Source organism: Frigoribacterium sp. AP1 (assembly GCF_056680555.1).
In genome coordinates this window covers 1,294,835-1,313,792 of record NZ_CM155288.1, presented here as the reverse complement: position 1 = coordinate 1,313,792, position 18,958 = coordinate 1,294,835, and the positions used below count along the sequence as shown (strand labels likewise).

The 18,958-nt window shown below is 73.9% G+C and carries 17 protein-coding genes; 6 read left to right on the top strand and 11 right to left on the bottom strand.

The genetic code is table 11. The features are described from left to right. Nucleotides 1–113: 113 nt before the first annotated feature. Nucleotides 114–1,283, bottom strand: coding sequence for a 23S rRNA (uracil(747)-C(5))-methyltransferase RlmC (rlmC, locus tag AC1MBW_RS06215; RefSeq protein WP_480025830.1), 1,170 nt, complete (start codon nucleotides 1,281–1,283; stop codon nucleotides 114–116). 61 nt (nucleotides 1,284–1,344) lie between these two features. Beyond that, nucleotides 1,345–2,070 carry a TSUP family transporter gene (locus AC1MBW_RS06210; RefSeq protein ID WP_480025829.1) on the bottom strand — a complete coding sequence of 242 codons (726 nt, stop codon included), beginning with the start codon at nucleotides 2,068–2,070 and terminating at the stop codon, nucleotides 1,345–1,347. A 146-nt stretch (nucleotides 2,071–2,216) separates the two neighbouring features. Here AC1MBW_RS06210 and AC1MBW_RS06205 point away from each other — a divergent pair, with 146 nt between their 5' ends. After that, complete coding sequence (locus tag AC1MBW_RS06205) at nucleotides 2,217–2,528, top strand: hypothetical protein (protein ID WP_480025828.1); 312 nt, start codon at nucleotides 2,217–2,219, stop codon at nucleotides 2,526–2,528. A gap of 128 nt (nucleotides 2,529–2,656) precedes the next feature. Here AC1MBW_RS06205 and AC1MBW_RS06200 read toward each other — a convergent pair whose 3' ends face one another. The 4 genes from AC1MBW_RS06200 to AC1MBW_RS06185 form a co-directional block, all read right to left on the bottom strand. After that, a complete protein-coding gene (locus AC1MBW_RS06200; RefSeq protein WP_480025827.1) occupies nucleotides 2,657–3,355 on the bottom strand; it encodes a hypothetical protein in 699 nt (232 codons plus the stop codon). Between the two features lie 201 nt (nucleotides 3,356–3,556). Beyond that, nucleotides 3,557–4,264, bottom strand: coding sequence for a response regulator (locus AC1MBW_RS06195; RefSeq protein WP_480025826.1), 708 nt, complete (start codon nucleotides 4,262–4,264; stop codon nucleotides 3,557–3,559). Further along, nucleotides 4,261–5,667, bottom strand: coding sequence for a sensor histidine kinase (locus tag AC1MBW_RS06190; RefSeq protein ID WP_480025825.1), 1,407 nt, complete (start codon nucleotides 5,665–5,667; stop codon nucleotides 4,261–4,263). The genes AC1MBW_RS06195 and AC1MBW_RS06190 overlap by 4 nt, the downstream gene beginning before the upstream one ends. A gap of 92 nt (nucleotides 5,668–5,759) precedes the next feature. After that, entirely contained in the window at nucleotides 5,760–7,859 is a 2,100-nt protein-coding gene (locus tag AC1MBW_RS06185; protein ID WP_480025824.1) for a serine hydrolase domain-containing protein, read from the bottom strand. A 135-nt stretch (nucleotides 7,860–7,994) separates the two neighbouring features. Here AC1MBW_RS06185 and AC1MBW_RS06180 point away from each other — a divergent pair, with 135 nt between their 5' ends. Continuing rightward, on the top strand, nucleotides 7,995–8,375 hold the full coding sequence (locus tag AC1MBW_RS06180) for a hypothetical protein (protein WP_480025823.1): 381 nt from the start codon (nucleotides 7,995–7,997) through the stop codon (nucleotides 8,373–8,375). Between the two features lie 332 nt (nucleotides 8,376–8,707). Here AC1MBW_RS06180 and AC1MBW_RS06175 read toward each other — a convergent pair whose 3' ends face one another. Both AC1MBW_RS06175 and AC1MBW_RS06170 read right to left on the bottom strand, forming a co-directional pair. Then, entirely contained in the window at nucleotides 8,708–9,412 is a 705-nt protein-coding gene (locus AC1MBW_RS06175) for a hypothetical protein (protein WP_054145927.1), read from the bottom strand. 259 nt (nucleotides 9,413–9,671) lie between these two features. Then, nucleotides 9,672–10,508 (bottom strand): alpha/beta fold hydrolase, encoded by an 837-nt coding sequence (locus AC1MBW_RS06170; RefSeq protein WP_480025822.1) that lies wholly within the window; start codon nucleotides 10,506–10,508, stop codon nucleotides 9,672–9,674. A gap of 174 nt (nucleotides 10,509–10,682) precedes the next feature. Here AC1MBW_RS06170 and AC1MBW_RS06165 point away from each other — a divergent pair, with 174 nt between their 5' ends. From AC1MBW_RS06165 to AC1MBW_RS06155, 3 genes are all read left to right on the top strand, one after another. Next, nucleotides 10,683–10,910 (top strand): heavy-metal-associated domain-containing protein, encoded by a 228-nt coding sequence (locus AC1MBW_RS06165; RefSeq protein ID WP_054145925.1) that lies wholly within the window; start codon nucleotides 10,683–10,685, stop codon nucleotides 10,908–10,910. Next, nucleotides 10,907–13,396: a heavy metal translocating P-type ATPase gene (locus AC1MBW_RS06160; RefSeq protein WP_480025821.1), complete on the top strand. Its 2,490-nt coding sequence runs from the start codon at nucleotides 10,907–10,909 to the stop codon at nucleotides 13,394–13,396. Before AC1MBW_RS06165 ends, AC1MBW_RS06160 begins: the two co-directional genes overlap by 4 nt. 293 nt (nucleotides 13,397–13,689) lie before the next feature. Continuing rightward, a complete protein-coding gene (locus AC1MBW_RS06155) occupies nucleotides 13,690–13,962 on the top strand; it encodes a zinc-ribbon domain-containing protein (protein ID WP_480025820.1) in 273 nt (90 codons plus the stop codon). A 121-nt stretch (nucleotides 13,963–14,083) separates the two neighbouring features. On the opposite strand, the gene AC1MBW_RS06150 is transcribed toward AC1MBW_RS06155, so the two are convergent. Further along, complete coding sequence (locus AC1MBW_RS06150) at nucleotides 14,084–14,320, bottom strand: hypothetical protein (RefSeq protein ID WP_480025819.1); 237 nt, start codon at nucleotides 14,318–14,320, stop codon at nucleotides 14,084–14,086. Nucleotides 14,321–14,529: 209 nt separating this feature from the next. On the opposite strand from AC1MBW_RS06150, the gene AC1MBW_RS06145 reads away from it, so the two are divergent. Beyond that, nucleotides 14,530–15,768 carry an ROK family protein gene (locus AC1MBW_RS06145; RefSeq protein ID WP_480025818.1) on the top strand — a complete coding sequence of 413 codons (1,239 nt, stop codon included), beginning with the start codon at nucleotides 14,530–14,532 and terminating at the stop codon, nucleotides 15,766–15,768. A 151-nt stretch (nucleotides 15,769–15,919) separates the two neighbouring features. Here the strand turns inward: AC1MBW_RS06145 and AC1MBW_RS06140 are convergent, their stop codons facing one another. Both AC1MBW_RS06140 and AC1MBW_RS06135 read right to left on the bottom strand, forming a co-directional pair. Then, a complete protein-coding gene (locus AC1MBW_RS06140; RefSeq protein ID WP_480026081.1) occupies nucleotides 15,920–18,232 on the bottom strand; it encodes an alpha-galactosidase in 2,313 nt (770 codons plus the stop codon). 135 nt (nucleotides 18,233–18,367) lie between these two features. Continuing rightward, nucleotides 18,368–18,850, bottom strand: a complete 483-nt coding sequence (locus tag AC1MBW_RS06135; protein ID WP_054147572.1) for a BLUF domain-containing protein — start codon at nucleotides 18,848–18,850, stop codon at nucleotides 18,368–18,370. Nucleotides 18,851–18,958: the final 108 nt, after the last annotated feature.

Below are 18,958 nucleotides of genomic sequence, written 5' to 3'. Positions count from 1 at the left end.
TGGACCCGTCCGGCGATGAACCCCGTTCCGTGCGATGAACCACGAATGAACGTGGTTCATCGCACGGAACGGGGTTCTCGGTGCGAGTCGCGGCGCCGTGGAGCCGCGGCAGGTCAGCGGCGACGCAGCAGCGCCATCGCCTCGAGGTGCGGCGTCTGCGGGAACATGTCGAACACCCGCGTGGCGACCACGTCGAACGACGGCATGGCGTCGAGGTCGCTCGCCAGGGTGACGGGGTTGCAGCTCGAGTAGACGACGTGCTCGACGTCCGACCCCTCGAGCCAGCCGGCCAGCGTCGCGCCGATGCCGCGTCGCGGCGGGTTGACGATCACGAGCTCGGGAGGCGTGGTGTCGGCCGCCGACTCCGCGGTCGTCGCGAACCGGGTCGCGTCGTCCGCCGCGAAGCGCACGTGCTCGAGTCCTGCGCGACGGGCGCTGCCCCGGGCGCTGGCCACCGCCTCCTCGCTGGTCTCGATGCCGACGACCTCGCGGTGCGCGTGCCGACTCGTCCGGCCGGCGCCCGGGCGCGCGACGTGCAGGGCGAACCCGCCGACGCCGCAGTAGAGGTCCCACACCGAGGCCGGGTCGATCGCGTCGACCCACTCGGCGGCCTGCGCGTAGAGCCCGGCCGCGATCGCCGTGTTCGTCTGGAAGAAGCTCTGGGGCCGTAGCTCGAGGTCGACCGCGCCGAGCCGCATGGTGAGCGTCTCGCGGTCGGTGAGCACGATCTCGTCCGCGCCCTCGAGCACGGCCTTGTGCTCGGGCAACAGGTTGACCGACACGACCGCGACCTGCGGCAGGGCCTCGAGCAGCCAGGGCAGCTCGGCCCGCAGCCGCGGCAGGGCCTGCTCGCTGCGCAGCACGAAGCGCACCATCAGCTCGCCCGAGGGCGACTCGGTCACGTGGACGTACTTCGCCTCGCCGCGGCGTTTCGGCACGTCGTAGGGCAGGAGGCGCGCCCGGGTCACGAACGCCGCCAGCGTCGGCAGCACCTCCTGGATGCCCACCGTGTGCAGCCCGCACCCGCGCAGGTCGACACCCTGCCCGCGCCCGTCGAGGATGCCGAGCGTCGGCTCGTCGATCGTGCCGCCGACGACCATCTTCGCCTTGTTGCGGAACCCCGACTCGGGGCTGGTCAGCGTCGGCAGCCAGGCCGCGGGGGCATGTCGCTCGCCGAGGAGGTCGCGGACGCGCGCCTCCTTCTCGGCGACCTGCACCGGGTAGGGGCGGTCGAGGAGCGTGCACGAACGGCACAGTCCCGCGTCGAAGTAGTCGCACTGCATGGCGGGCCGAGTCTAGGCGAGGGGCGCCGGGTGGCGACCCGCGCCTCCTCGGCGGGGTGGGTCAGAGCTGGGTGATGCCGCGGACGAGGGCGAGGGCGCTGCCGACGGCGGCGAGCGTCAAGACGAGGATGCGGCCGACCCGGGCGGGCACGACCTTGCTGAGGTGGTGTCCGACGAACGCGCCGACGAACAGCAGGCCGAGGGCTCCCGCCCACACGGGGACCGGCTCGGAGGGGATGCCCTTCGTCAGCACCGAGGTCAGGTTGACCGCCAGCAGGAACACCTGGCCCGTGCCGACGAACACCTCGCGCGGCCAGCGGTCGCTCGTCGCGTGCACCGTCAACGCCGGGCCGCCGACGCCGGCGGTCACGTTCATGAAGCCGCCCAGCGCCCCGGCGGCGACGGCGCCGACCCGGCCGGGCAGGAGGCGCGCGCGGTTCGAGAACGCCATCACCAGCACTCCGACCAGGGCCAGGGCGCCCACCGCGATGGTCAGCGGACCGGTCGGGGCGGTCTGCACGACCCACGCGCCGATCGGGATCGTCACGAGCGCGGGCAGGACGAGGAGGGCCGCCGTCCGCCACCGCACCGTGCGCCAGGTGCTCGCCAGCACGACCAGCGCGAGCACGGCGGCGAGGGCGTTGCCGACCGAGACGCCGGCCTCGGGGCCGAGCACAACCACGAGGAGGGGCGCGGCGGTGAGCGCGAAGCCGATGCCCGCCATGCGCTGCGTCAGGGCGCCGACCACGATGGCCGCGGCGGCGAGGGCGAGCGTCAGCGGGGTCACGCCGCCACGCTACCGGGCGTGGGTGCGGGGGCGCGGCGCTGTGTGCAAGCAACGGGGCACGACGCCAGGCGATGGGCACAGCGCCAGGACTGGTCGTGGTGCGGTGTCCATCTCGTGGTGCAGTGCGGCGTCAGTAGGGTGGCGGCATGACCGACTCGTCGAAGACCGTCCAGCTGCGCCGTTACGAACTCGTCGAGGGGGTGCTGGACGACTTCGTCGCGTGGTTCACCTCGACGCTGATCCCGGCGCGCCTGTCCGAGGGGTTCGAGATCGAGTTCGCCTACGCCGACCGTGACGCCAACGAGTTCGTCTGGGCCGTCAGCACGCCCGGCGACGCGGCCCGATTCGCCGAGGTGGAGGCCGCCTACCTGCAGTCCGAGGCGCGTGCGGCCGCGTTCGCCGGCCAGCCCGTGCGCGTCACAGCGCAGCACGCCACGCTCGTCGAGCCCGTCGCCTAGCCCGCTCCGCCTCCACGACACCGCCGAGTGGACAGGACGCCGCCGAACGCCGCGGTGTCTCGTCCACTCGGCGGTTTCCTGCCGGCGGGGCGATCGTCGGTGCGGCGACGGCCCCGGGGCAGGCCCGACTAGAGGGCGTCGACGAACATCTGGGTCGCGAGCGGCACGTTCGTGGCGTTCGACGACGGGTCCCACCCGACGATCGCGACGGCGTCGCCGCCGACCCGGGCGGTCCGGCCGACCAGGGTGAAGCTGCCGCCGCCGACGGTGCCCGTGACGCGCCAGCCGAGCGACTCGTCGGTGCCCGTGAGGGTCGGTTCGGTGGTCTCGACCGTGGTCTGCACGGGCTGGCCCTGCATCGTGAAGAGGGCGGTGCCGTCCGCGCAGCGGGTCAGGGCGTCGGACGCCTCGGCGACCAGGGCCGAGGCCGCGTCGTCGTCACCCGTGCTGGCGACGACGGCGGTCATCGAGCGGTCGTTGCTCGTGCCGAACTCCAGCGCACCGTCGGGGGCGGTGTCGTCCCAGCCGACGCCGAACGGGGCGAGGCAGCTCGGGTCGCTCGCGGTCAGCCCCGGGTAGACCGAGTCGAGCAGCTGATCGGTCGTGTCGAACTCGTCGGGCACGAACTGGATGCCCGTGAACACGGACGCCAGCTCGGCGTCCGAGAGGGCGGCCGAGGACGCCTCGGCGGTCGCCGTGGCCGACGGGCTCGCCGTGGTGGCGGCGCTCGGCGTCGTGGTCGGCTCGTCGCCGGCACCCCCTGAGCACCCGGTCAGCAGCACCGCGAGAGCGGCGGCTCCGACGGGCAACGTGATCCTGATCGACATGTCGTCCCCTCCGTCCGGGCACCCCCGTGGCCCCGCGACGCCCCGAGGCTATCAGCGGGCCGTGGCACCAGGACGGCCCGCGCGTCGAGCCGGGACGACCGGGTGTCGCACCCCGGACCGAACGACGCACCGCCGAGATGGGCGGTGCGACGTTCGGACGGTGGTGCGACGAGGGCGGCCGACGGACGGAGGCCCCGGGCCTCAGGGCAGCAGGCCCGAGCGGTAGGCCCAGACGACGGTCTGCAGCCGGTCGCGGGTGCCGAGCTTGGTCGTGATGCGGGTGAGGTGCGACTTGACCGTGCTCGTCTCGACGACCAAGCGCTCGCCGATCTCGTCGTTCGAGAGCCCCTCGCCGAGCAGGCGGACGAGCTCGCGCTCGCGCTCCGTCAGGACGTCGGGCGACGGTTCGACCGCCGACGTCCGCCGGCGTCGCGTGAACTCGGCGATCACCCGCCGCGTGGTGGCGCCGTCGATCGCCGCGCGACCCGAGGCCAGTGCCCGGACCGCACCGACGAACTCGTCGGGCTCGACGTCCTTCAGCACGAACCCGCTCGCGCCCGCCTCGAGGGCGCCGAAGACGTACTCGTCGAGGTCGAAGGTCGTGGCGACGAGGACCGCCGGGGCGCTCGCCGACCCGACCCGCGCCTCCTGCCCGTCGACGGAGGCCACCCCGGCATCACCGGGCCCGACGCGGGCGTCGACGATGGCCCGCGTCGCCTCGATCCCGTCGCCGCCGGGCATGCGCACGTCCATCACGACGACGTCGGGGCGGGTGCGTCGAACGACCTCGACCGCCTCGCGCCCGCCGGACGCCTCGCCGACGACCTCGATGCCGCCCGCCGTCTCGAGCACGACCCGGAAACCGGTGCGCACGATCGCCTGGTCGTCGACCAGCACGACCCGGATCATTCCGCGCCCCCGCCAGAGGGCCCCGCGCCGGGTCCGGGTGTCGCAGCGGGTGTCACGGTGGGCGCCGACGGCCCGTCGTCGGCCACGGCCTCGACCGGCAGCTCGAGCCGCACCCGCCACCGACCCTCGGCGGTCGCCCCGGTGTCGAGCCGTCCACCGACCAGGTCGGCCCGCTCGCGCATGCCGACCAGCCCGAAGCCGCCGCCCCCCGACGTGTCACGGACGACGGGCAGGTCGTTCTCGACGACGATCACGAGGGACCCGGCCGTGGCGCGCAGGCGCAGCTCGACCGGCGCCCCCGGCGCGTGCCGACGGGCGTTGACCAGCGCCTCTTGCACCGTGCGGTAGGCCGTCACGTCGGCGAGCGGGGCCAGCGACGGCAGCGTGCCGTCGACGTGCGAGTCGACGACCGCCCCGGAGGCGCGGGCCTGGTCGACGAGGTCGCCCACGTCCCCGAGGCCGGGCACGGGGACGGTGCCGCTCGGCCCGTCGCCGGTCTCACGGAGGATGCCGACGATCGACCGCAGCGCGTCGAGCGTCTCGCGGCCCTGGGCGCGGACGCTGCGCAGGGACTCCTTGGCGCGCTCGGGGTCGCCGTCGACGAGGCGTTCGGCGGCACCCGCCTGAACGACGAGCCCGGTGAGGTGGTGGGCGGCGACGTCGTGCAGTTCCCGGGCCATGCGGGTGCGCTCGGCGGCGACCGCGGCACGGGTGAGCGTCGCCTGGTGCTCGACGCTCTCGGCCGCGCGGGCCCGGGCGTCGCGGTCGTGTGCACGGCGCAGGGCCACCCACGAGCCGACGGCGGCGCTCACGCCGTTGATCAGCACCGCACTGGCGACGAGGGCGAGCGCCTCGACGACGACGCCGACCTCGCCGAGCCCGCCGGGGGCACCGAGCTGGTCCTTGACGAGGGCCGAGGCGCCGACGGCGGCACCCACGGCCTCGATGCCGACGGCGGCGAGCACCACTCCGACGACGGCCCGGGTGGGCCGCAGGGTGGCGATCGTGTACGCCGTGACGACCGGGGCGGCCGTCCACAGGGCGAACCCGGTCGGCAGGACCGCGAGCAGGGCGGCCTGGAGGACGGCGACCGCGAGCAGGGCCGTGACGGGTCGGACGCGCCGGAGCGCCAGGGGGACGTGCTGGACGAGCGCCAGCATGATCACGGCGACGACCTGGGCGGTCGGGATGCTGCGGTTCGCGCCGTAGAACTCGCCCGCCGCGAGCAGCGTCGCGAGGAAGGCGATCGTGACGAGCGCCCACACTCCGGCGAGGGCGACGTCGCGACCGAGCACCGTGTGCACGCCGAGCCGGTCGAGGACGCGGCGCACCGTGTCGACCCCGGGGCCGGGCCGGTCGACGACCACCGCCGCGGTGGGCGAGGTGTCAGGGTGCGTGGTCACGGTCCGAGCATGCCAGGTGCCGCGGCCCTCCCGGCCCCGGGCCGACGACGGCTGTGCACCGTCGGCCCGGGTGTCGCGCTGGGGGCGGGCCATCAGAAGCTCACGCTCGGGGCGATGAGGCGGAAGCCGAAGGCGAAGCCGGCGAGCACGACGAGCGACACGAGGACGAGCACGCGTCCGGTCACCACGGCCCAGCCGCGACGGTCGCGCACGGCCCCCCAGGCGACCAGGGCGGCCGGCACGATCGCGACGACGCCGAGCAGCTGCAGCCCCTGCAGCACGCGCAGGGTCACGGCCGACACCTCGGCGAACGACATGGCCTGCACCGCGACGGCGGTCCAGCCGACGAGGGCCAGCAGCGTCGACGCCTGCCCCAGACGGGACAGCAGCAGGGTGCGGTCGCGGCGGCGGGGGGTGGCGGCGATCGTCCCGGCCGTCGTGCCGGCGCGGAGGTCGCGACGTCGGCGTCCGACCCCGGCCAGGGCGGTGGCCGGCCAGACGATCATCGACGCGAGCAGCACCACGACGGCCAGGAGCACGCTCGGCAGCACGGCCGAGGCCGCCTGCCAGGGCTGCGCCCGCAGCATGGTGAAGGAGGCGCCCCACGAGATCGCCTCGACCGTCGCGTCCCCGTCGGTGCCGGCGGTCCGCGTCGCGAGCAGGGCGTCTCCGCCGACTTCGCGCCACAGGTCGGTCCCGACCTTCTCGTAGACGCCGGTGGTGACGCCGAGCGGCTTCGGGGTGACGGCGACCGTGCCGTCCGAGCGGGGCACGACCGTGGTCTGACCACTCAGGGCGAGCAGGGCGCCGGGGTTGGTGACGGGGGAGCGCGACGAGAGGTACGTGCCGGCCAGGTCGGCCGCGACGGGCCCGTCGTCCGGGGCCGCGCCGGAGCCGGTGCCCGAGGCGGACGAATCGGCGGTAGCCGCGTCACGCAGGTAGCGGTCGGCGAAGCCCTGCAGCACCGTGGTGCGCAGGTCGAGGGACGCCGTGGCCGAGCGTCCGCTGCCGTTCATGCTGAGGAAGATGCCGGTGTCGTGCTCGGGGAACATCCGCATCGCCGAGTGGAAGACCTGCGTGTCGCCGTCGTGACCGAAGGCGGCCAGACCGGGCGTGCTGTCGTCGAAGAACGCGAGGTCCATGCGCTGGCCGGCGACGAGCGTGCCGAGGTCGTCGGCGTCGAGGGCGGGGCGGTGCATCTCGGCGAGCGTGTCGGGCTGCAGCAGCGCCTGGTCGTCGGGCAGGTCGCCGAGCTGGGCGAGCATGAAGCGGGCCATGTCGGTCGCCGTGGCCGACATCGCACCGGCGGGCGCCGCGTTGACGACCTCGGTGGCGACGGCGGGCTTGGAGTCGTCGGGGTAGCCGTGCGCCAGGCGGGCGTCGAGGTCGTCGGGCAGAGGCTGGGCGAACGACGACGAGGTCATGCCGGCCCGGTCGAAGACGTCCTGCTGCAGCAGCTCGGCGAACGGGACGCCGCTGACGCGCTCGGCGACGTAACCGGCCAGGGTGGCTCCGTAGTTGGAGTACGCCGGCGTCGTCCCGGGCACGAAGACCTGGGCCGGGGGCGCCTCGCTGACGGCCTCGCGCAGCGTCTTCTCGCTGCCGGGGGTGCCGATCAGCCCGGCGATGACCTCCTCGAAGCCGGCCGTGTGGGTGAGCAGGTGCCGCAGGGTGACGGCACCCTTCGGGGTGTCGAGGTCGAAGTCGAGGTACTGCTGCACGTCGGCGTCGAGGTCGAGGTCGCCCTTCTCGACGAGCTGCATGATCGCCGTCGCCGAGACCACCTTCGACACCGAGCCGACGCGGAACAGCGTGCGCTCGGGGTCGACGGCCTCGGCGGGCGTGTCGCCGGTGCCGGTGTCGGCCATGCCGTAGCCGCGGGCGGTGAGCAGCTTCCCGTCGGCGACGACCGACACGGTCGCCCCGGGGATGCCGGTGGTCTGCAGTGCCGAGCCGACGGCACCGTCGAGCCACGAGTCGACGTCGTCCTGCGTGAGGGAGTGCCCGCCGGGCTGGTGCCGCGGCGGTGCAGGAGGCGCGGGGTCGGCGGTCGCGCCCGTCGCCCCGGACGCGCACCCGGCGAGCGTCACGCCCAGGGCGACGACGGCCGCGGCGGCGAGGGTCTTTCGGACGAGGAGGCGCGGGTGGCGCCGTCGGGACGGAGGGGCTTCTCGAGTCGGTGTCGTGATCATGTCTCTACGCTCGCGGCTGCGCCGCCGCGACACCGGGTGCAGGAGTCGGGACCTCGCGTACGACTTTCGTCGTACGCCGTCCCCGCCCGGCCCCCGCCGGGCCCGGCGTCGGTGGTCGCGCCTACGGTCACCGACATGGGCGTGCAGACGAAGTTCGAGAACGCGCGGGCGGCACTGCGCAAACCGCCGGCCGAGCACCCGTGCGCGATCCCGCCGATCCCGGGCGGGCAAGGGTTGTGGCTGATCCGGCAGGGCGAGGCGGCTCCGCTCGGCTTCGTGCGCCAGCGGCCGGTCACGGGCGGCTTCGCGTTCGACGTCTACGCCCACTGCCGCGACGAGGGCGGGCGTCGGCCGTGGTTGCACACGGCGTCGTCGCTGAACTCGGCCGTCGCGTGGACGCTGCAGCACGACGCCGACGTCCGTGCGCTCATCGCCCGCAGCACGGCCGAGCCCGACCCGTGGCCGCCCGGCGCGCCTCCCGAGCCTGCAGCCCGCCACCCCCGCCGCGCCTCGTGATCACGCGGCCGCACCCCGCGACCCGCACGCGCGGCGCCCGCACCCGAAGAACCCCGTTCCGTGCGATGAACCACGAAGCTTCGTGGTTCATGGCATGGAACGGGGTTCGTGACGGCCGGGCCGGGCCACGTCGCCCGATGCGGTCGGGTGGGCGGGCACCCAGGGGGTGATCCGGTACGTAGCGGATCAGCCGACACGGAAAAACCCCGCCCCGTGCGTGAGCACGAGGCGGGGTCCACCGGGATCGCCGACCCCGTCGAGCAGGACGGGGCCGGTGCGTCGTCACGGAGACGACCCGGGGATCGGGCCGGCGGCAGCCGGCCCGACGGGTGCTACTCCGTGGCGGCGGTGATCTTCGCGACGCCGACGAGCATCTCGTCCTGGACGGCGTCGGTCTTGAAGGTCTGGTTCAGCAGCGCGGCGGCGTCGGGGCTGATGTGGACGGTGGTGCCCTCGAGGACGGCGTTGGCGCCTTCCATCTGGATGGGCTTGAGGGTGCCGCCCCAGAGGTTGAACAGGTAGGCGTCCTCGGCGGCGACGGTGCCGTTGGCGGTGACGGTGCCGTAGAGCTTCGACTCGCCCGGGTCGATGCGGAAGTCGGTGAGTTCGACGACGGTGCCGTCGGCCGAGGTCAGCGACAGGCCGGAGCCGTCGTGGTCGATCTCACCCTGGACGTAGGGACGGACGTCGCTGTCGGGGCCGTAGTAGTCGACGTTGCCGCCGGTGATGGGGAACGAGAACGTTCCGTCGGTGAAGGTCGCGGTGCCGACGACGCCGGGGGTCAGGCCGAGCGAGGTGATCGCGTCGACGAAGGACTGGTCGACGGCGACCTGGGTGTCGACACCGTTGCTGAGGTCGGCGATCGACGCGGCGGGCGTCGACGCGGCCGACGGCTCGGACGAGGACGACGACGTCGACGAGGTGTCCGTCGCGGTGCCCGAGTTGGACGAGCAGGCGGCGAGGGAGAAGATCAGGGCGCCGGAGGCGGCGATGCCGAAGGCGGCTTTCGTGATGCGCTTGCGAGTGAAGGCGTTCATGGTGAAGCTCCTTGTCTGTTGGTCCCGGTGGGGATGTACAGGGTTCGCCACCGGGCGCGGAAAGGATTGGACCCGTTCCACTTCGTTACCCGCCCGTGACCTTCACCCCTGAACGGGGGGCGAGGGTGCACGACGGGTCGAGTCGGACGCGCAGGAGGTTCCGAACCGGACGCGCAGGAGGCGCGGTGCCGGTCTCGGGGACCGGCACCGCGCCTCCTGGGGTCGCGTCGCGAGCGGCTGCAGCCGCCCGGGGTGGTGCCTACTTCTTGAGGAACTCCAGCACGACGCGGTTGAACTCGTCGGCGTCGCTGACGTTGGCGCCGTGCGGTGCGCCGGCGATCACGTGCAGCTCGGACCCGGCGACGGCCGCGTGCGTCCGTGCACCCGATCCCTCGTAGGGCACGGTCGCGTCGCCGTCGCCGTGGATGACCAGCGTCGGCACGGTGACCTTGGTCAGGTCGTCACGGAAGTCGGTGTTGGCGAACGAGGCCATGGCCTCGAGCGCCGCGGTCTTGTCCGCCTGCTTCGCGAGTCGCAGGGCGTCCTGGCGGTCGGCCTCGGACACCTTGAGCACGCCGTCGACCGAGAAGAAGCCGGTCGTGAAGTCCTCGTAGAACGCGTCCTCGTCCTTGGTCAGGCCGGCCGTCATGTCGGCGGCGGCCTCCTTGGTGAGGGGGCCGTCGGGGTTGTCGTCGGTCTTCATCAGGTACGGCGGCACGGCCGAGGCGAAGACGACGCTGTGCAGGCGCTCGGTGCCGTACTTGCTGAAGTAGCGCGCGACCTCGCCGCCGCCCATCGAGAAGCCGACGAGCGTGACGTCGTCGAGGTCGAGCTCGGTGAGGACGGTGTGCAGGTCCTCGGTCAGGTGGTCGTAGTCGTAGCCCGTCTTGGGCTTGTCGCTGCGTCCGAAGCCGCGGCGGTCGTAGGTGACGACGCGGTAGCCGGCGTCGGCGAACGCGGGGACCTGCTTGCTCCAGGACTCGCCCGAGAGGGGCCAGCCGTGGATCAGGACGACGGTGCGGCCCGTGCCGCCGGTGTCGTCGACGTGGAGGTTCGTGTCCTTGAAGAGGCCGTGGTGTGCGGTGATCTCGGTCATGGTCGGGTGCCTTCTCTCTCCCGCCGTCCTGGCGGGTCCGCCTTCGTTCGTAGTCCGCCACCCCGGACGCCGCCTCGACGCGGAGGCATCTCGGAGGTGGGGGACAAGAGCGGACACCCCTGGCACCGATACCCCTAGGGGGTATAACCTGGGGGCCGATCGAGAGGACCGAGCATGACCGACACCACCATCACCACCCTGCAGGTCGACGGCATGACCTGCGAGCACTGCGTCGCGAGCGTCACGGAAGAGCTCTCCGAGGTCGACGGCGTCGACTCGGTCGAGGTCGACCTCAACCCGGGGGGCGCGTCCACCGTCTCGGTCCAGGCCGACGCCACCGTCGAGCACGACCAGCTGCGGGCCGCCGTCGAAGAGGCCGGCTACCAGCTCTCCGCACGATGACCACCGCAGGAGGCGCGGGCCGGCCGGGCGGGAGCGTCCCGCGGGGCACCGTCCCGCCTGCCGCCCGGCGGCCCGGTGCCGTGCAGCCCGGCGCGGTGCAGTCGGACGCTGTGCCGCTCGACGCCGTGCAGCTGGACATCACCGGCATGACGTGCGCCTCCTGCGCGAACCGCATCGAGCGCAAGCTCAACAAGCTCCCCGGCGTCGAGGCGTCGGTCAACTACGCGACCGAGAAGGCGCACGTGCGGGTCGTGGCCGGTGCGGCCGGTGACGCGCGCGACGGCGACCCCGTCGCGCCCGACGTCGACGCGCTCATCGCCACGGTGGCCGCCGCGGGGTACGGGGCCACCGTGCCCGTGCCTCCTGCGTCCTCGACCGCCGCATCCGACGGCTCGTCCGACGCGTCGCCGGACGCCCGGGCCGCGGAGGTCGACGCCCTCCGCCGCCGCACCCTCGTCAGCGCCGCCCTCGCCCTGCCCGTCGTCGTGCTCTCGATGGTGCCGGCCCTGCAGTTCGCGAACTGGCAGTGGCTCGCGCTGACCCTGGCCGCACCGGTCGCCGTCTGGGGCGCCTGGCCCTTCCACCGCGCCGCCGCGGTGAACGCCCGCCACGGTGCCGCGACCATGGACACCCTCGTCAGCGTCGGCGTGATCGCCGCCTTCGCCTGGTCGCTCTGGGCGCTCTTCTTCGGCGACGCCGGGCGACCCGGCATGCACATGTCGTTCAGCCTGGTGGCGACCCACGGCGGCCCGACCGAGCTCTACCTCGAGGTCGCCGCGGCCGTGACGGTGTTCATCCTGCTCGGGCGCTGGCTCGAGGCCCGCGCCAAGCGCCGCTCGGGCGAGGCCCTGCGCGCCCTGCTCGAGCTCGGCGCCAAGGAGGCCACCGTGCTGCGCGACGGTCAGGAGGCACGGGTCGCCACCGCGGGCCTGGTGCCCGGCGACCTCGTGGTCGTCCGTCCGGGCGAGGCGATCGCCAGCGACGCCCTCGTGCGCGAGGGCACCTCGGCGGTCGACCTGAGCATGCTCACCGGCGAGTCGGTGCCGGTCGAGGTGGGCCCGGGCGACCGCGTGGTCGGTGCGACCCTCAACGTCGGCGGGCGCCTGCTCGTCGAGATCACCCGTGTCGGGGCCGACACCGAGCTCGCGCGCCTGGGGCGTCTCGTCGAGGAGGCGCAGAGCGGCAAGGCCGAGGTGCAGCGGCTGGCGGACCGGGTGTCGGCCGTGTTCGTGCCGGTCGTCATCGGGCTGGCCGTGTTGACCTTCGTCGGTTGGCTCGCGTTCGGCGGGCTGGTCGACGGGGCCGGTTCCGGGGGCGGTTCCGGGGCCGGCGGTTCCGGTGACTTCTTCACCGGGTCGCTGCAGACCGCGTTCACCGCCGCCGTCGCCACGCTGATCATCGCCTGCCCGTGCGCGCTGGGGCTCGCGACGCCGACCGCACTGCTCGTCGGCACGGGTCGCGGCTCGCAGCTCGGCATCGTGATCCGCGGGCCGCAGGTGCTCGAGCGCACCCGCACGGTCGACACGATCGTCCTCGACAAGACCGGGACGGTCACGACGGGGCGCATGAGCGTCCGCGAGGTGGTCGTGGAGGCCGTCGTGGGCGATGCCCGGTCCGTCGAGGTCGACGACGTCCTGGCCCGGGCCGCCGCCGTCGAGTCCGGCTCGGAGCACCCGATCGCCCGGGCGATCGAGGCCGAGGCCGCCCGACGCGGGGTCGTCGTCCCGTCCGTCGAGCAGTTCGTCGCCCACGCCGGGGCCGGCGTGCAGGCCCTCGTCGACGGCACGCTCGTGCTGGTCGGCCGCCCCGGGTGGTTGGCCGACGAGTGGTCGGTCACCGCGCCTCCTGACCTCGAGACGGCGTTCGCCGCGGCCGAGGCGACCGGAGCGACCCCCGTCGCCGTCGCCTGGGACGGTCGCGTTCGCGGTGTCGTCACCGTCGCCGACACCGTGAAGCCCGGCGCGCGTGAGGCCGTCGAGCGGTTCCGCGGGCTGGGCCTGACGCCCGTGCTGCTGACCGGCGACAACGCGGGCGCGGCCCGGCACGTCGCGGCGCAGGTCGGCATCGCCGCGGCGGACGTGATCGCGCAGGCGACCCCGCAGCAGAAGGTGGAGGCGGTGGCCCGGTTGCAGGCGGACGGTCGCGTCGTCGCCATGGTCGGCGACGGCGTCAACGACGCGGCGGCCCTCGCGACGGCCGACCTCGGCATCGCCCTGGGGACGGGCACGGACGCGGCGATCGCGGCCGGAGACCTGACCGTCGTCAGCGGCGAGCTCGCCGGGGTGGCCGACGCCATCCGGTTGTCGCGGGCGACCCTCGGCACGATCAAGGGCAACCTGTTCTGGGCCTTCGCCTACAACGTCGCGGCGATCCCGGTCGCGATGCTCGGACTGCTCAACCCCGTGCTGGCCGGCGCGGCGATGGCGGCGTCGTCGGTGTTCGTCGTGACGAACAGCCTGCGCCTGCGGCGGTTCCGCGCCGGGTGAGGTGGGGCGGGCACATGCCGCACCGTTTTCTGAACATCGCACCGCCTGTTTCGGCGGTGCGATGTTCATTCCGTGGTGCGATCACCCACAGGCTGCCTGCGCCGGAACGACCCCCGGGCATGGCGAAGCCCGAGACCGCACAACCGATCTCGGGCTTCGATGTGCTCTCCGTGAAGAGAACCAGGGACCCACCAGAGATCCCGCTTCATCTGATCGGAAGTGTGATCCCATGACGATCGACGTGCACACGTCGGCGTCACAGGTGGGGCCCCGGTCCCGCCTAGGGTGAGCGCATGATCATCTTCGGCACCAAGGGCACGAGCGCCCTGCTGGGCGTCCTCTTCTTCGTCTGCCGGGTCTGCGGCAACGAGGCCGCGCAGCGTCTGGTCAAGCACCGTCGGTGGTTCACGCTGTTCTTCATCCCGGTGATCCCGTACTCGACGAAGCACGTCTACACCTGCGCCTACTGCGGCGCGGGCACCGAGCTCGACGCCGAGGCGGCCGCTCGGTTCCAGGCCGACGCCGAGTACGCGGCGGCATCCCGCGGCGGCCGACCGCAGGACTGACCGACCGCTCGGCAGCACACAGCCGAACACCACCGACGGGACAGGACACCGCGGTGTTCCGGGGTGTTCTGTCCCGTCGACGGTGCTCCGGCACGGGAAGCGCAGGAGGCGCGGCGCGCGGTCAGGGGAGCGCGCGGTACCAGCCGGCCACGCGGGCACGGAGGCCGACGGGGTGGGACCGGCGCCGCGCCTCCTCGGGGGCGTCGGCGACGACCGGGGCGAAGCCGACGGTCGAGCACGAGGTGCAGACGAGCACGTGGCGGTGCACCGAGAGGGCCGTGCCGTAGAACGGGTTGGGCTCGCGACGGGTCGGCGCGGCGCACAGCGTGCAGAGGGGCAGTTCGCGCGTTTCGTCCATGAGGGTCACCACGATTCATGTTCGGCCACGAGGGGGTGGTCGGTTGTCCCCCAATTCGGGTGGCGGGGTACGCAGCCCCGTCCGGGACGGGCTCGACCCCGCACGACACGGCCCCGACCTGGCCCGACCGGTCCCGACCCGACCCACCCGGCCCACCGGCCCCCGAGGTCACGACCAGGAGGCGCGGGTCGGCTGCATAGGATCGTCGCGTGACGGACTCCCACGATCTCGGGCACGGCACCCTCGGGCCCGCCGGTCTCGGGCACGTCGGCGCCGGCTGGTCGCCGCTGGCCGGGAGCGCCCAGGCCGTGGTGCTCGACATCCTCGTGCACGGGGCCCGCCCGCGGACCGAGCTCGCCACCCGGCTCGGCCTGTCGGGCCCGAGCCTCACGCGCATCACCAAGCCCCTGCTCGAGAGCGGGCTGCTGGTCGAGCGACCCTCCCTCGCGCCGTCCGGCTCGGGTCGGCCCTCGGTCCCGCTCGACCTCGACCCGGATGCGCACCACTTCGTCGGCGTCAAGCTGACCCGCGACCGCCTCTTCGTCGTCGTGACCGACCAGCGGGGCCGGGTGCTGGGGGAGCACGACGAACCCCTGCCCGACCCGTCGCCCGCGGCGGTCGTGGGCCAGGTCACGGCGGTCGTGGCCGCGGCCCGAGCCCGGGACGATCGCATCCGCGCGGTCGGCGTGACCGTCGGCGGACAGGTCGTCGACCGTGCGCACGTGCGGCACGCACCGTTCCTCGGCTGGGACGACGTGCCCCTCGCCGACCTGCTGACCGCCCCGATCGGCCTGCCGACCTGGGTCGAGAACGACGTGCGCGCGCTGACCCAGGCCGAGCACTGGTTCGGCGAGGGACGCGGGCTGCGGTCGTTCGCCCTCGTCACTATCGGCGCGGGCGTGGGGCTCGGCCTCGTCGCCGCGGGCGAGGTGCTCGGCGGGGCGCACTCGTCGGCGGGGAGCATCGGACACCAGCGGATCGTGGTGCCGGTGCCGGTGCCGGTGCCGGTGCCCGTGCCCGCCCCTACCGACGCGTCGGCCCCGACCTGCGACCTCGGCCACCACGACTGCGCCGGGGCGTTCCTCACGGTCGCCGCGGTCGAGGCCGCCGCCGCCCGGGCCCTCGGCCGCCCGGTCGCCTACGACGACCTGCTCGCCCTCGCCGCCGACGGACACGAGGAGGCGCGGGTCGTCGTCGACACCGCCGCCGACGTCCTGGGGCAGCTGATCGCGGGCGTCCTGAACGTGCTCGATCCCGAGGTGGTCCTGCTGTCGGGTGAGGGCGTGCGGCTCGCGACCGTCGGCGGTGCCGCGGTCGACGCCGCCATCGAGCGCGGCGTGCATCCGACGGCTCCGCCGCCGCGACTACTCGTCCAGGAGTTCCACTTCGACGAGTGGGCCCGCGGCGCCGCCGCCGTCGCGACCCAGATGCACGCGCTCGGTCGCTGACGCGGCCCTCTCCCCGGAAGGCGGCCCGCGCCTCCTCGCCCTCGAGCCCGACCCTCGATGAACCCGGTTTCGAACGATGAACCCCGAAGCTTTCGGGTTCATCGTTCGAAACCGGGTTCATGGCCGCCCCGGCACCGGGAGCCGCCCGCCCTCAGTCCTCGGCGGTGACCCGCAGCAGCACGACGCGCTCGGGGAAGGACGACGGCGCCTGCAGTCCGGCGACCGCCAGTGCGCGCCCGTCGAGCACGATCCCCGGGTACGCGCCGCCCTCGTCCGCGGCACCCCACCACGGCGGCGGTGTCAGGCCCTGGTCCGGCGCCCCGGCGGTCACGGGCGCCACGCGGTACCGCCGCTCGGGGTCGAGCCCGGGCAACAGCACGCGGCCGAGCGGTGCGACGTCCGATCGTCCGACGTAGGCGAGGAAGAACAGTGCCTCACTCGCGTCGGCGGCGACCGACCCGTAGACCAGCAGTGACGGGTCGGCCCCGTCGACCCGCACGACGTCGCCCGTGTGCATCAGCCGGCGGTGCTGCTTGTAGAGGGCGATCCACGCGGCGAGGTCGCGGTTCTCGGCGTCGGTCGCCCGGGCGAGGTCCCACTCGATGCCGAGGTGGCCGAACAGGGCGGTGCCGGCCCGGAACGACAGCTCGTGCCAGCGGCCGGTCGAGTGGCTGACGCCCGAGGCGATGTGCGAGCCGAGCAGCTCGGGTGGCAGCAGCTGCATCGTCCAGCGGTTCATCTGCTGCCGGTCGAGCGGGTCGATGCAGTCGCTGACCCAGACGCGGTCGGTGCGCTCGAGCACGCCGAGGTCGACGCGGGCGCCGCCGGACGAGCACGACTCGATCTCGAGCCCGGGGAACCTCGCCTTGAGCTCGTCCATCAGCCGGTACGCCGCGAGGGTCTGCGCGTGGACGCCCGCCGCGCCGGTCGGCCAGGTGCCGGCGTCGACGAGGTCGCGGTTGTGGTCCCACTTCAGGTAGGCGATGTCGTACTCGGTGAGGATCGCCGTCATCTGGCCGAGCACGTGGTCGAACGCCCCCGGGATGCCGAGGTTCAGCACCTGCTGGTCGCGCGACCGCGGGGGCAGGCGGTCGCCGGTCTGCAGGAGCCACTCGGGGTGCTCCCGAGCGAGGTCGCTGTCCTCGTTGACCATCTCGGGCTCGAACCAGAGGCCGAACTCCATGCCGAGGCCCGTGACGTGGTCGATCAGCGGCGAGAGGCCGTCGGGCCAGACGTCGGTGTCGACCACCCAGTCGCCGAGGCCGGCGTGGTCGTCCCGTCGCCCCCGGAACCACCCGTCGTCGAGCACGTACCGTTCGACGCCGAGGGCGGCGGCCCGGTCGGCCAGGTCGCGGAGGCGGGCGAGGTCGTGGTCGAAGTAGACGGCCTCCCAGACGTTGATCGTCATCGGGCGCGGGCGGGTCGGGTGCTGCTCACGGGAGCGCAGCCACCGGTGGAACCGTCGGGCCTGGTCGTCGAGGCCGTCGCCGTACGAGCCGAAGACCCACGGGCTGCGGTACGACTCGCCCACCTCGAGCCGCAGCTCGCCCGGCAGCAGCAGCTCGCCGCCGCCCAGCATCTGCGCGCCGGTCGACAGGCGTTCGGCGTAGTGCCGGTGGTTGCCGCTGAACCCGACGTGCAGGCCCCAGACCTCGCCCGAGCCCGCGCCGAAGCCGAAGCCGGGCACGCCGACGCTCAGCACGGTGGCGGCGTCGGGGCCGGTGCGGCCCTTGCGTCCCTCGCGCTCGTGCACGCCGACGACGAGCTCGCGGCGCTGCGGCGTGCGCTCCTTGCCCCAGCGGCCCGCGAAGTCGAGGACCTCGCGGGCCCGCGGCGGCACCGGCAGGGCCAGGTGCAGGTCGGTCAGCGTGTAGACGTCGGCGGCCGTGCTCGCGGCACCGGCGGCCGTGCTCGTCGTCCGCTCGTCGCCGGAGGCACCCCGGCCCCCGCGTCGCCCGCCCCCGCCCCCGCGTCGCCCGGCGACGTTCGTCAGCTCGGCCCGGGTGCGGACGAGTCCGCTCGCCGTCAGCTCGATCTCGAGCACGAGTGCGAGTCCGGCCACGTCGTCGTGCGCTTCGACCGTGACGACGGTGGCTCCCGCGTCGACCAGCCCGGGACCCGAGGAGGCGCGGGTCGCCTCCGCCTCGCCCGTCACGTCGAGCGTGTCGACCGTGAACCGCGGCGACCAGTCGGCGCCGTCCGAGCGGTGGCCGCCGATCCCGGGCTTGCCCGACCAGCCGGCGTGGTGCTCGGGCAGGATCGCCAGTCGCACCGGCTCGTCCATCAGGTTGTTGACGTACGGCGGCACCGCGGCGGCCGCGAGCGACCGCACGTCGTCGAGCGTCGGCCGACCGAGCGCGGCGCCCCAGTGCACGACCGCCGGAAGGCGCCCCTGGGTGACGTCGAGCAGCAGGCTCACGCCGGCAGCGCTCAGGTGGACGAACGCGTCGGGTGCTTCGGGCACCTCGGACGGCGCGACGAGGCTGGGCGACGGGGTGGGGTGCGACACGGATGCTCCTGACGGCGGCAGATACTTTCGTCTGGGAAGTATCTCGGACGTCGCGCGGGCATCACAACCCCGTCGAGGTCTCGCCCGGTCTCAGGAGGCGCGGGGCGAGAAGAGCTCGTCGGTCACGTCGGTCGGCTGGTCGCGGAACCAGCGCAGCAAGGTGCGGACCTTGTGCGACGACGACGGGGACAGGTTGCTGAAGCCGTCGCGGCCGACGGCCTTCCCGTCCGTCCCGGGGCCGAAGACGTCGGCGTAGCCCGGGATCACCGCGGCGAGGTCGTCCGTGACGGCTTGGTACCCCATGGTCCAGGCGGGGAACAGCCGGTCCTCGACGCGTTCGTCGACGATCGTGTGCACGGCCGTGTGTCGGGGGTCGCGGGCGATGACCGCGAGGCGCTCTCGGACCGCCTCGTCGGGCCCTTCGAGCACCTGGATGAAACGCCCCTCGCGGTGCAGCAGCATGCCGGTGATGCCCAGGCGGGCGTTGTTCGACCGGCTGGTCATCAGCAGGTTGGCCAGGTCGTCGTCGGTGAAGGGGTACGACGATCGACTCACGTAGACGGTGGACAGCACGGGCGGGCCTCCTCGGGTTCAGGGCTCGACCGAGTCTGCACGTCGTCCGGCCCCGCCGCCCTCCCCAGTTCTGGGCGCTGACACACCTGGCCCTGCCTGGCCCTGCCT

What these genes read in the sequence shown, in the direction of transcription:
- rlmC (WP_480025830.1), bottom strand. Translation starts at nt 1,283, where the DNA reads ATGCAGTGCGACTACTTCGACGCGGGACTGTGCCGTTCGTGCACGCTC.
- AC1MBW_RS06205 (WP_480025828.1), top strand. Translation starts at nt 2,217, where the DNA reads ATGACCGACTCGTCGAAGACCGTCCAGCTGCGCCGTTACGAACTCGTC.
- AC1MBW_RS06200 (WP_480025827.1), bottom strand. Translation starts at nt 3,355, where the DNA reads ATGTCGATCAGGATCACGTTGCCCGTCGGAGCCGCCGCTCTCGCGGTG.
- AC1MBW_RS06195 (WP_480025826.1), bottom strand. Translation starts at nt 4,264, where the DNA reads ATGATCCGGGTCGTGCTGGTCGACGACCAGGCGATCGTGCGCACCGGT.
- AC1MBW_RS06185 (WP_480025824.1), bottom strand. Translation starts at nt 7,859, where the DNA reads ATGATCACGACACCGACTCGAGAAGCCCCTCCGTCCCGACGGCGCCAC.
- AC1MBW_RS06180 (WP_480025823.1), top strand. Translation starts at nt 7,995, where the DNA reads ATGGGCGTGCAGACGAAGTTCGAGAACGCGCGGGCGGCACTGCGCAAA.
- AC1MBW_RS06175 (WP_054145927.1), bottom strand. Translation starts at nt 9,412, where the DNA reads ATGAACGCCTTCACTCGCAAGCGCATCACGAAAGCCGCCTTCGGCATC.
- AC1MBW_RS06170 (WP_480025822.1), bottom strand. Translation starts at nt 10,508, where the DNA reads ATGACCGAGATCACCGCACACCACGGCCTCTTCAAGGACACGAACCTC.
- AC1MBW_RS06165 (WP_054145925.1), top strand. Translation starts at nt 10,683, where the DNA reads ATGACCGACACCACCATCACCACCCTGCAGGTCGACGGCATGACCTGC.
- AC1MBW_RS06160 (WP_480025821.1), top strand. Translation starts at nt 10,907, where the DNA reads ATGACCACCGCAGGAGGCGCGGGCCGGCCGGGCGGGAGCGTCCCGCGG.
- AC1MBW_RS06155 (WP_480025820.1), top strand. Translation starts at nt 13,690, where the DNA reads ATGATCATCTTCGGCACCAAGGGCACGAGCGCCCTGCTGGGCGTCCTC.
- AC1MBW_RS06150 (WP_480025819.1), bottom strand. Translation starts at nt 14,320, where the DNA reads ATGGACGAAACGCGCGAACTGCCCCTCTGCACGCTGTGCGCCGCGCCG.